Raw genomic sequence first — 11,360 nt, forward strand, 5'->3', positions numbered from 1 at the left:
TTTTAAGCATGATCAAGGTTGAACGGCTCAGTAAACATTACGGCCAAAGCAAAGCGGTAGACGATATTTCTTTCGAAGTGGCCGAGCATGAGAACCTGATCTTGTTGGGTACCAGTGGCTGCGGTAAAACTACTACCCTTAAAATGCTTAACCGACTGATAGAACCCACCAGCGGCACCATCCAAATAAACGGCGAAGACGTTACCCGTCAGCCTCCCGAACTACTGCGACGCAACATAGGCTACGTTTTACAAAACAACGGGCTGTTTCCTCATTACACCGTGGCCGAAAATATAGCCATAGTACCCCGCCTGCTCAAATGGGATGCTCAACGGATAAAGGACCGCATGCACCAACTGGTAGAAAAACTACACCTGCCTGCCGATCTATTGACTAAATACCCGGCTCAATTAAGCGGCGGTCAGCAGCAGCGTATTGGTTTAGCCCGCGCCCTGATGGCAGATGCGCCCGTATTGCTGATGGACGAACCCTTTGGCGCACTGGATAATATAACCCGCGCTAAAATACAAGCCGAGTTTAAGGCGCTGGATGAATTACAACGCAAAACCATAGTGATGGTAACGCACGATGTGCAGGAAGCCTTTGAACTGGGCAACCGAATTTGCATTATGGACAAAGGGCGCATAGTACAAGCCGGCACCCCGGCCGAACTCCTGTTTAGCCCGATTAACGATTTTGTGAAAGACTTTTTGCAAGCCCAGCGCCTGCAGCTGGAACTTAAAGCACTAACCATTCAAAGTATTTGGGACCTGTTGCCGCCTGCTATGGCTGTACAGGGCACTGAGCTTAATATCCGTTCTACCGAAAGCGTTTGGGCAGCTATGGAAGTGCTTAAAGGCGCTACTCAGCAGGCTCTGCTCATTCCATCGGCAGCTAATGAAGCCAAGACCACCACTTTTGAACAACTCATGGCCGCTTATCATCAGTACCAAACCTCATTGCCAGCATGAACGAGCAACAAACATTATGGCAATTTATGCAGGAGCAATCGGGCAAGTTGTTCACGCAAACGCTCGAACACATCGGGCTAACTTTTATATCGTTATTCATAGCCGTATTGATAGGCCTGCCGCTGGGTATCTTTATTGCACGTAAAAAGCAGTTTTCGGGTACGGTATTAGGCATAGCCGGGGTACTGCAAACCATCCCAAGCATTGCGTTGCTGGGTTTCATGATTCCTTTGTTAGGCATAGGTGCCAAACCCGCTATTGTAGCCTTATTTTTATATGCGCTGTTACCTATTATCCGTAACACTTTCACCGGTATTACCGGGGTTGATGCCTCTGTTAAAGAAGCTGCTTTGGCTATGGGTATGAGTTTAAAGCAAGTGCTTTTTAAGGTAGAACTGCCGCTGGCTATGCCGGTTATACTGGCAGGCATCCGCACGGCAACGGTTATTAATGTGGGCGTGGCTACGCTGGCCTCGTACATAGCGGCCGGTGGTTTAGGCGAATTTATTTTTGGTGGTATATCGCTCAACAACAGCAACATGATTTTGGCAGGGGCTATCCCGGCGGCGTTGCTGGCTATCTTGTTCGATTTCCTGTTATCCATTGTGCAGAAGATCAGCTTCAAAAAATTAAAATTTGGTTTATACGCCTTGCCTGCAATTGCTTTGGCGCTGGCTTCGTTCTACCTCATTCCGTCTGCCATTGGCAGCAAGCTTACCGCCGGTTTTACACCCGAATTTATGGGCCGGCAAGATGGCAACCTGGGCTTACAGCAAAAGTATGGGCTCAAAATACACACCATCGTAATTAACGATGCCGTAATGTATAATGCCGCTTACGAAAAGCAGCTGGATGTGATTAGCGGTTACTCTACCGACGGCCGATTAAAAGCTTATAATTTAATGGTGCTCAAGGATGATAAGAAAATTTTTCCACCTTATTATGCGGCACCTATTATAAGGCAGTCGGCCCTGCAAAAATTCCCTGAATTGGAGCAAACGCTTAATCTTTTATCGGGACATATCAATGATTCGGTGATGACCGATCTGAATTACCGTACCGATTACCTGCATCAAACACCCGAGCGGGTGGCCAAAGATTTTTTGGTGGCACAAAAGCTTTACCAGCCCAGTCGGCATGGTAAGGCAGGTACTGTGCGCATAGGTTCCAAAGTTTTTGGTGAGCAATATATCTTAGCTAGTATGTACAGCATGCTAATTGAGGGCTACACCAATTATAGCACCGCTACCAAAACCGGGCTGGGTGGCACCAAAATTTGCTTTGATGCCTTAACCAACGACCAGATAGACTTTTACCCCGAGTATACCGGCACCGGTTTACTGGTGCTGCTCAAGCCATCGGCACAAAAAGTACAGGAAGTTGGGCTTGATAGAGATAAGACCTATGCTTACGTACAGCAGCAGTTTAAGCAGCAATTTAATATCACCTGGCTAAAACCAATAGGCTTTAATAATGCGTATGCTTTAATGATGCGGAAACAACAAAGCAATGACCTGCGCATCAAAACAATTTCGGATTTAAAACGCTATTTGGATACGAATAATTAGCATGAATTTAGCCGACTCTTACAAAATGGTACGCCGGCGTACCGAAGACATTTGCAGCCACCTTCAAACCGAAGATTATGTGGTTCAGCCCATTGGCGATGTTAGTCCGCCCAAGTGGCATATTGGCCATACCACCTGGTTTTTCGAGACTTTCATATTAAAGCCTTATTTTATGGGCTACCAGGAATACGACCCTAACTATAACTACGTTTTTAACAGCTATTACGAAACCGTAGGCGCACGCGTTATCCGCACCGATCGTGGTAACCTGAGCCGCCCTACCGTACTTGATGTATACCGTTACCGGGAGTATGTAGATAATGCCATTTATAAATTTCTTGGCCAGGATGTTTCGCCCGAAATTGAAGAACTCTTTATTTTAGGCTTAAACCACGAGGAGCAGCACCAGGAGCTTTTATACTACGACATTAAATACATTTTAGGCCATAACCCTTTATTTCCTGCTTATAATCCTCAATATGCATCGCCGGTATTGGAGGAGCAGGAAGGTTGGTTAAGCATGCCCGAAGGCATTTATGAAATTGGCCACCAGGGTTCCGATTTTTGTTTCGATAATGAATTGAACCGCCATAAGGTTTACCTTAATGACTATCAGATAAGCACCAAACTGGTTACCAACGCCGAGTACCTGGCGTTTGTGGATGCAGGCGGCTACCAGGATTTCAGATACTGGCACGCCGAAGCCTGGGATTGGGTAAAAACTAACGAAGTAAAAGCACCTTTATACTGGCACAATGTTGACAGCGAATGGCATACCTATACGTTTAGAGGCTTAGAGCCACTGCACCTGCACGATAGTGTAATGCACATTAGTTATTATGAAGCCTATGCCTACGCCTCGTGGAAAGGCATGCGCCTGCCTACCGAGTTTGAGTGGGAAGCTGCAGCATCCCAATTTAGCTGGGGTACACGCTGGGAGTGGACCGAAAGTGCTTACCTGCCTTACCCTGGTTTTAGTAAAGCGCCCGGTGCTATTGGCGAGTATAACGGCAAGTTTATGGTAAGCCAAAAAGTGCTGCGCGGTGCATCAGAAGCTACGCCCCCGGGCCATAGCCGCCTTACTTACCGTAACTTTTTTCACCCCAATTTGCGCTGGCATTTTACCGGAATTCGTTTAGCCCAATAGCCTTTACCTCATCTTTTACTAATGAAAAATTTTGAATCTACCCTGACACCACAAATGCAGGATAACAATACCAACCAGCAGTTTTGCGCCGATGTAATGGCGGGGTTAGCCGCTACCCCCAAATACCTGGAAGCTAAATATTTTTATGATGCTGCCGGCGATGAGCTTTTTCAGGAGATCATGAATGCTCCCGAATACTATCCAACCAATTGCGAACTGGAAATATTTACGCAGCAAACCGCGGCGCTGGCACAAGCCATAATAGCCGATGGCAGTCCGTTCGATTTAATTGAGCTGGGTGCCGGCGATGCCATGAAATCAACCCACCTGCTGCGCCACTTGCTGGATAAGCAGACTGACTTTACTTATGTACCCATCGATATTTCGGGCCATGTAATTAATTACCTCAACGAAACCTTGCCACAAACACTTCCAGGTTTACAGTTAGAGGGCCTTACCGGCGAGTACTTTGATATGCTGAAGCGTGCTGCCCAAATATCGACCCGCAGAAAGGTGGTACTCTTTTTAGGCTCTAACATAGGCAATATGCCGGTTAGCGATGCCCAGGGCTTTTGTACCGAGATGCGCAAACATCTATCTGAAGGCGACAGCGTTTTAATAGGTATTGATCTGAAAAAGAACCCTAAAACCATACTGGCCGCTTACAATGATGCTGGAGGAGTTACCAGCCAGTTTAACCTCAACCTGCTTACCCGCATTAACCACGAATTGCAAGGCAATTTTAATGTGAGCCAGTTTGAGCATTACCCCATGTACGACCCCGAAACCGGCGCCTGCAAAAGCTATTTGATTAGCCTGGCCGACCAGCAGGTGCAGCTATGCGATGAAACTTTTGTTTTTAAAAAAGACGAGTACATTTACATGGAAATATCGCAAAAATACACCGTTACCCAAACCAACGAAATGGCTGCAAGTGCCGGATTTAAACCGGTGAACCACTTTTTTGATAGTAAAGGCTGGTTTTTAGATGCTATATGGATGGTGGTTTAATCCCCCGGCCCCTAAAGGGGAGTTGCATAGCTAATACTGCACGCTTTTAATGATGGCAGTACCATAATTACTGTCATGCCGATGAATATCGACATCTCACGCGCTAAGTAGACCGCATTTATAATGTATTAAGTGGCCTATTTGTCGTTCGCCTTTCTGGTGGGATGCCGATATTCATCGGCATGACCGAGATAGATTGTCAGTCTGAGCTTGTCGAAGACTTAAAGATCGTACAAGTCTTCGACTAGCTCAGACTGACAGGACGAGGTTCACAAACAATAAAATACCTATTTCATATTTCTCCCGGCATCCTGCTAAATTTTTATTTGCTTTGCAATGCAACTCATCAACAATAAATAATGGATAACTTCTCATTAAAAGATAAGGTAATTTTAGTAACCGGGGGTACCGGTATTTTAGGCGATGCCTTTGTAAAAGGTATTGCTGCAGCCGGTGGCACCGTTGGAATTTTGGGCCGTAACGAAAAAATAGCCCGGGAACGCGCCGCTGCCGTTAACGCCGGTGGTGGAAAAGCCATTGCTTTAGTTACCGATGTAATGAAAGAAGCCGACCTGATTGCTGCACGCGATAAAGTAATAGACACTTACGGCCGTATTGACGGCCTGGTGAACGGCGCAGGCGGCAATATGCCGGGTGGCGTTATACAGCCCGATCAGGATATATTTACCATGAGTATGGATGGCATGCGCCAGGTAATGGACCTTAACCTTTGGGGCACGCTGATACCTACCCAGGTATTTGGCGAGGTAATGGCTAAAGGCGGTAAGGGCAGCATTGTAAACATATCATCAATGGCATCGCAACAGGCCATTACCAAGGTATTGGGTTATAGCATGGCTAAAGCAGCGGTAGATAGTTATACCAAATGGTTTGCTGTAGAAGCGGCCAACCGTTACGGCGATACCATACGCATGAATGCTATTGCACCAGGCTTTTTCCTAACCGAGCAAAACCGCACCCTGCTTACCCAGCCCGATGGCAGCTATACCGAACGCGGTAATCTAGTGGTTAAAAACACGCCGTTCAAACGCTTTGGCCACGCCGACGAATTGATTGGCGCATTGGTTTGGTTGCTGAGCGATGCCTCGGCTTTTGTTACCGGTACGGTAATTAATGTAGATGGGGGCTTCTCTGTATTTAGTGGCGTTTAATATTTTAGTATATATAAACAGGAAAGCCGTTCATAATGAACGGCTTTCCTGTTTATATGACATTGTCGCCATTATAGGCGTAGTTTAATTGACTGATGCATTAAGGCTCAACTTTGGTTACATAGCCACGCTATGACCTATGCGTGGGTCATCGGGCAGTATCTCCATGTCGGGAAAATCAATATAATCGGCATACCATTGTATAGCGCTGATCACGTCAAGCGCATCATCTGGAGTTATGTTGATGGTTTCAAAAGCGTACAGCTTTTTATCAGCATAACCAAAAAGTTGTATCTCGTTAGGGTTGGGTGTAAAGTTTTCATCGCTTACGCAGTAAACCTTCACCTTCAGGGTAGTATCACGCGAGTGTATAACGTCCCGGCAGGGATCGTTGGGGTCGGTAGCTAAAAGATATACATTGTGATCCATAAAAAAATAACATTATATCTTCCATATAGTTTATCTAAAAATAACATACGGGCTAAATAAGTATCATTAAATGCTATTAATTTACAGGTAAATCTACCAACAGCGTCATAAACAAAACCCGGTTTAACTTGTAGTTATATTAATAGCCATGAAAATGAAACGGGGAAAAATAATAATACTCACTGCTATGCTGATAAGCACTTTAGCAGCCTGCCATGAAAATCCAAAAAACACTTTCGGCGGACCCTCTGATAACCCGCACGATACAGCCACTTCTCGCTTAGATACCTCAAAAACGGGTACACGCACCGATGGGCGGGAAGCAAATTAATAGTTAGATAACAATAGCGTAAAATAAGGGAAATAACACCACACTCCACAGTAATAATTTCCCCGCAAGAGAATTAATAAACGCTAATAAGCAATTATTTTAAGCTAAAAGCAGCTTTTAAACTAATGGTATACCTTTTGTCTATATGATGATGCCCACTCAAAAGGGCTGTTTTTCATAGGTAGATGTAGAGTCGGATAACTGCGAGAGTGATCCGACTTTTTTTATTTAAATGACTTTGCCCCTGCGCAAGGCTTCTTCGCCAAAACGCACCAGATCTTTAGCCGTAATAAAACCTACCGTATTCAATACAATCTTCCCTTTACTGTCAAAAATAATTAATGTTGGATAAGCCCTCATGCCCCAGGCTTGTGCCAGTTGCGGGTTATTGCCACGTTCCATATCCAGGGCTACATTGATGAAGTTCTGGTTATAAAAAGCTGCGGCTTTACTGTTTTTAAACGTTGTTGCTTTCAGCATTTTACAGGGGCCGCACCAAGTGGCATAAGCATCCACAAAAATGTACTTGTGTTGGGCAGCCGCCCGTTTCAGGGCTTGCGGCCACGATGTTTCCACAAAGTTTATTTCTCCATCGTTACCATCAGTTTGTGCGGCACAGTTAAACGCTAGAACGCAAAGCAAACCTATGGAGCTAAAAAAAAGCTTCATCTAATAAATATAAAGTAAAGTTTATAAAAAACCAACCTGTACGCCCGTACAGGTTGGTAAAGAAAATCATCTTAAAAAACTAAGCAGGGGTAACAGGCCTAACTGGGCGTGTTGCGCGCTGTTGCTCCTGTTGCTGGCGTTGTTGCTCTTGTTGCTGCTGACGCTGTTGCTGAGCTTGTTCGCGCTGTTGCCTTTGCTGCTCGGCCTGCTGCTGGCGTTGCTGTTGGGCTTGCTCCTGTTGCTGGCGTTGTTGTTCCTGCTGTTGCTTTTGCTGTTCAGCTTGCTGCTGACGCTGCTGTTGGGCTTGCTCCTGTTGTTGGCGCTGTTGCTGAGCTTGCGCTTGTTGTTGTCTTTGTTGCTCGGCCTGCTGCTGACGTTGTTGATCTTGCTGTTGTTGCCTTTGTTGCTGCGCCTGCTCACGTTGCTGGCGTTGCTGATCGGATTGTTGCTGGCGCTGCTGGTCTTGCTGTTGTTGCCTTTGTTGCTGCGCCTGTTCACGCTGCTGGCGTTGTTGTTCAGCTTGCTGCTGGCGTTGCTGATCTTGCTGACCAGCCTGTTGCTGCTGTTGTTGCTGACGGCGTTGCTCCATTTGCTGGCGACGCTCATCGGCCTGCTGACGCTGCTGATCTGTTTGCTGCTGGCCCGACTGACCTTGCTGGGCCGCCTGTTGCTGTTGCTGACGGCGTTGCTCCATTTGTTGACGACGCTCATCAGCCTGTTGGCGCTGCTGATCTGTTTGCGGCTGGCCCGACTGACCTTGCTGGGCCGCCTGTTGCTGTTGACGGCGTTGTTCAAATTGCTGGCGACGATCTTCTGCCTGCTGGCGTTGCTGATCTGTTTGCGGCTGACCAGACTGGCCTTGCTGACCCGCCTGTTGCTGTTGCTGACGGCGTTGCTCAAATTGCTGGCGGCGCTCATCAGCCTGCTGGCGCTGCTGATCTGTTTGCGGCTGTCCGGGTTGGCCTTGTTGCTGACCACGACGTTGCTCGTATTGCTGACGACGCTGCTCGGCCTGTTGCTGGCGTTGCTGCTCAGTTAACTGCTGGCCTTGTTGCTGGTCGCGGCGTTGCTGTTGATCATCACGCGTACGGTTGGGCACATCGCCTGCCTGGCGCTGCGGCATGTTTGGCCTGTTGTTGCGATCGTTGTTATTACGGGGGCTATTACTGTTCCAGCCGTTATTTCTATTATCGTTTACCCTTACCACGGCACGGTTGGCTGCATCGTTACTGCGGGCTATGCCTGCTAAACGGGCAGCGTTGGTTTGATTATAATTTCCGCCCCTGCCACCAATGCGGTAATTGGGGTTGGCGTTGCGGTAAGCGCGGGCATCTACCACACGATCTGGGCGGGCATCGGTAACGTGCCTAACCTGCGGACGGTAAATATTAAAGTTATTGTTATTAAAGTACCCTCTTCCCGGGCGGTTAATATTAGTAATGTTATATACCTGCACCCTGCTGCGGGTAACTCTTTGAATATCCACAATACGCGGACCGGCAATGTAGCGGCGGTTATTGCGGTTGTAAAAATTATTGATAACCACAGTTCTTCCAAAAAACGAAGAAATGCGTGGCCTTGGCACATAGTAGTTATAAATTACAGGGCTATTAATGTATATCTGCGGTGCAAAAGTCCAGTAATCGTAAGGAATATCATAGTTGCTGTAACTGGCATCTACATTAGCTTCGGGGCCAAGAGGCGCCCAGCCATAATAATCATTATTGCTGCGCCAGTCAACCCAGGCCGGTCCCCATTCATAGTCGGGTATCCATTCCCAACCGTAATAATCGTCAAAACGCCAGCGGCCGTAGTGGAACGGTGCCCAGCCCCAGTCGTAATCTGATGCCCAAGTATTGCCGTATTCGGTCATTACCCAGTGCCCGTTAGTGGCATAAGGCCTAAAATCCTGGTCAACGTCGGGCACCCATACGCTGCCATAATCAGGATCATCTACCCAGGTACCGTAAGGTGATAGCTGATCGTAAAAATCCTGAAAGGTAATTTCATCGCCCTGCGCCTTTACGCTTTGAGGTAAAGCCAGCATGGTAGAAACCGCCAGGAAGCAAAGGCTTATATATTTGATTAATGGTTTCATGTTCAGCGGTATTAATTGGTGTGTACAAGCGTTCGACACCATAATATTAAAAGCGTTTAATCTATATAATGTTTTTATGTCCCTCCCAGACCCTCCCCGGGAGGGAGGGCTTTAACGTCAATTTAAAGTCTCCCCCTCCCGGGGGGAGATTTAGAGGGGGGCTTCTCCCGGGGAGGGTTTGGGAGGGGCTTCTTTTTTTACTAATTTTACCACTTATTACCTAAAAACAGATGAGTATGAGCACAGTGAATATTCCGCGGTTAGATTTAGATACCTATAAAAACGGTGATGCCGAAAGCCGCAAACAGTTTTCGGATGCCATTGGCAAGGCTTTCAACGAAACCGGTTTTGTTACTATTACCAACCATGGCCTAAGCAAAGAACTGATAGACAGCCTCTATACCCAGGTAAAAGCTCTATTTGCCTTGCCTGAAGATGTTAAATTGAAATATGAAAAACCCGAACTGGCCGGCCAGCGCGGTTACACCAGTAAGGGTAAAGAAACCGCTAAAGGTTTTAAAATACCCGATTTGAAAGAGTTTTGGCAAATTGGCCAAACTGTTACCGATGGCGACCCGGTTAAAGATTTTTACCCCGATAATGTTTACGTAGACGAACTACCCGAATTTAACACCGTAACCCGCGAGATCTACGCCAAGCTGGAAGCTGCGGGCACCATGTTGCTTGAAGCTATTGCCGTTTACCTGGGCCTGCCGCAAAATTATTTTGATGATAAGGTACACAATGGCAACTCCATTTTACGCACGCTGCACTACTTCCCTATTGAAGACCCGGATGCCTTAGCCCCCGATGCCGTACGCGCCGGTGCACACGAAGACATTAACCTGATTACCTTATTAATTGGTGCCAGCGCCGACGGACTTGAAGTACTAACCCGCGAAAACGAGTGGTTCCCCATTAAAGCCCATGGCGAAGATGTGGTGGTTAACGTAGGCGATATGCTGCAACGCTTAACCAACAACAAACTGAAGTCAACAACGCACCGGGTGGTTAATCCGCCGCGCGAGCAAATGAAGTTCTCCCGTTTTTCGGTACCCTTCTTTTTGCACCCTAAAGCAACTATGGATCTAACCAGTTTAGACAGCTGCATTGACGAACAACACCCTAAACTATACACCGATATAACCGCAGGCGAATACCTCGACGAAAGATTAAGAGAAATAGGCCTAAAAAAATAAGAATCCCTTTTTCAACCGAAAGCGGGCGCTGTGCAACTAAATTGCATTGTGCCCGCTTTTTAGTTTTAGAATGGCTGCTATTCAATCTTTCGCTTCATTAGACCCCTCCCTGCCCTCCCGAAGGAGGGAATTAATAACTGCTTAGTTTTCAAGTTCCCTCCTTGGGTGCGGTGGAAGGGAGAGCGTTGATCAGCATGGTTGGTGAACGCTTTGTTAAACACCTCCCTACCCTCCCCAAGGAGGGAATTAGCGGCTGCTTTTTCTGCTTATTTCTTTTCAAGTTCCCTCCTCGGGAGGGGTGCGGCTGGCGGTGCGGTGGTAGGGAGGGGTTGAAAAGCATGATTGATGAACGCTTCATTATACCCCTCCCTGCCCTCCCTAGGGAGGGAATTTCAACCTGCTTATTTCTTTTCAGTTCCCTCCTAAGGGAGGGGTGCGGCTGGCGGTACGGTGGCAGGGAGGGGTTGAACACTTATGATTGGCGAACCGCTTCATTAAACCCTCCTGCCCTCCCCAGGGAGGGAATTTCAACCTGCTCACTTTTCAAGTTCCCTCCTCGGGAAGGGTGCGGCTGGCGGTGCGGCGGCAGGGAGGGGTTGAAAAGCATGATTGATGAACGCTTCATTAAACCCCTCCCTGCCCTCCTCGGGGACTACGGTGTACCCACAAGTATAAGCTGTATTTTTGCGGATGCAGAATGCGGATTACAGAGATAGGTTCGGAGATAAACGGATAGAGCGCCGGGGTGAAGAACTACATAAAAGA

10 protein-coding genes are annotated in these 11,360 nt (G+C 47.3%); 7 read left to right on the forward strand and 3 right to left on the reverse strand.

Translation table 11 applies throughout. From position 1 onward, the window contains the following. Nucleotides 1–8: 8 nt before the first annotated feature. The 5 genes from IEV61_RS05110 to IEV61_RS05130 all read left to right on the forward strand — a co-directional run bounded on the left by IEV61_RS05110 (nucleotide 9) and on the right by IEV61_RS05130 (nucleotide 5,869). Entirely contained in the window at nucleotides 9–971 is a 963-nt protein-coding gene (locus IEV61_RS05110; RefSeq protein ID WP_188414349.1) for an ABC transporter ATP-binding protein, read from the forward strand. After that, complete coding sequence (locus IEV61_RS05115; protein WP_188414351.1) at nucleotides 968–2,539, forward strand: ABC transporter permease/substrate-binding protein; 1,572 nt, start codon at nucleotides 968–970, stop codon at nucleotides 2,537–2,539. The genes IEV61_RS05110 and IEV61_RS05115 overlap by 4 nt, the downstream gene beginning before the upstream one ends. A gap of 1 nt (nucleotide 2,540) precedes the next feature. Then, nucleotides 2,541–3,686, forward strand: coding sequence for an ergothioneine biosynthesis protein EgtB (gene egtB, locus IEV61_RS05120; RefSeq protein WP_188414353.1), 1,146 nt, complete (start codon nucleotides 2,541–2,543; stop codon nucleotides 3,684–3,686). Nucleotides 3,687–3,707: 21 nt separating this feature from the next. After that, nucleotides 3,708–4,697: an L-histidine N(alpha)-methyltransferase gene (gene egtD, locus IEV61_RS05125; protein ID WP_229747041.1), complete on the forward strand. Its 990-nt coding sequence runs from the start codon at nucleotides 3,708–3,710 to the stop codon at nucleotides 4,695–4,697. A 359-nt stretch (nucleotides 4,698–5,056) separates the two neighbouring features. Then, on the forward strand, nucleotides 5,057–5,869 hold the full coding sequence (locus tag IEV61_RS05130; protein ID WP_188414355.1) for an SDR family oxidoreductase: 813 nt from the start codon (nucleotides 5,057–5,059) through the stop codon (nucleotides 5,867–5,869). 117 nt (nucleotides 5,870–5,986) lie between these two features. Here the strand turns inward: IEV61_RS05130 and IEV61_RS05135 are convergent, their stop codons facing one another. Beyond that, entirely contained in the window at nucleotides 5,987–6,298 is a 312-nt protein-coding gene (locus IEV61_RS05135) for a hypothetical protein (protein ID WP_188414357.1), read from the reverse strand. A gap of 148 nt (nucleotides 6,299–6,446) precedes the next feature. Here IEV61_RS05135 and IEV61_RS05140 point away from each other — a divergent pair, with 148 nt between their 5' ends. Continuing rightward, a complete protein-coding gene (locus IEV61_RS05140; RefSeq protein WP_188414359.1) occupies nucleotides 6,447–6,629 on the forward strand; it encodes a hypothetical protein in 183 nt (60 codons plus the stop codon). Nucleotides 6,630–6,857: 228 nt separating this feature from the next. Here the strand turns inward: IEV61_RS05140 and IEV61_RS05145 are convergent, their stop codons facing one another. Further along, on the reverse strand, nucleotides 6,858–7,298 hold the full coding sequence (locus IEV61_RS05145; protein ID WP_188414360.1) for a thioredoxin family protein: 441 nt from the start codon (nucleotides 7,296–7,298) through the stop codon (nucleotides 6,858–6,860). Nucleotides 7,299–7,377: 79 nt separating this feature from the next. Then, nucleotides 7,378–9,396, reverse strand: coding sequence for a DUF6600 domain-containing protein (locus IEV61_RS05150; protein ID WP_188414362.1), 2,019 nt, complete (start codon nucleotides 9,394–9,396; stop codon nucleotides 7,378–7,380). 236 nt (nucleotides 9,397–9,632) lie between these two features. Here IEV61_RS05150 and IEV61_RS05155 point away from each other — a divergent pair, with 236 nt between their 5' ends. Next, nucleotides 9,633–10,595 (forward strand): isopenicillin N synthase family dioxygenase, encoded by a 963-nt coding sequence (locus IEV61_RS05155; RefSeq protein WP_188414363.1) that lies wholly within the window; start codon nucleotides 9,633–9,635, stop codon nucleotides 10,593–10,595. The last annotated feature ends 765 nt before the right edge of the window (nucleotides 10,596–11,360 follow it).

Source organism: Mucilaginibacter galii (genome assembly GCF_014635825.1).
GTDB lineage: Bacteria > Bacteroidota > Bacteroidia > Sphingobacteriales > Sphingobacteriaceae > Mucilaginibacter > Mucilaginibacter galii.

Excerpts from the sequence above, each read along its gene's own strand:
- IEV61_RS05110 (WP_188414349.1), top strand. The coding sequence starts at position 9 with ATGATCAAGGTTGAACGGCTCAGTAAACATTACGGCCAAAGCAAAGCG.
- IEV61_RS05115 (WP_188414351.1), top strand. The coding sequence starts at position 968 with ATGAACGAGCAACAAACATTATGGCAATTTATGCAGGAGCAATCGGGC.
- egtB (WP_188414353.1), top strand. The coding sequence starts at position 2,541 with ATGAATTTAGCCGACTCTTACAAAATGGTACGCCGGCGTACCGAAGAC.
- egtD (WP_229747041.1), top strand. The coding sequence starts at position 3,708 with ATGAAAAATTTTGAATCTACCCTGACACCACAAATGCAGGATAACAAT.
- IEV61_RS05130 (WP_188414355.1), top strand. The coding sequence starts at position 5,057 with ATGGATAACTTCTCATTAAAAGATAAGGTAATTTTAGTAACCGGGGGT.
- IEV61_RS05135 (WP_188414357.1), bottom strand. The coding sequence starts at position 6,298 with ATGGATCACAATGTATATCTTTTAGCTACCGACCCCAACGATCCCTGC.
- IEV61_RS05140 (WP_188414359.1), top strand. The coding sequence starts at position 6,447 with ATGAAAATGAAACGGGGAAAAATAATAATACTCACTGCTATGCTGATA.
- IEV61_RS05145 (WP_188414360.1), bottom strand. The coding sequence starts at position 7,298 with ATGAAGCTTTTTTTTAGCTCCATAGGTTTGCTTTGCGTTCTAGCGTTT.
- IEV61_RS05150 (WP_188414362.1), bottom strand. The coding sequence starts at position 9,396 with ATGAAACCATTAATCAAATATATAAGCCTTTGCTTCCTGGCGGTTTCT.
- IEV61_RS05155 (WP_188414363.1), top strand. The coding sequence starts at position 9,633 with ATGAGCACAGTGAATATTCCGCGGTTAGATTTAGATACCTATAAAAAC.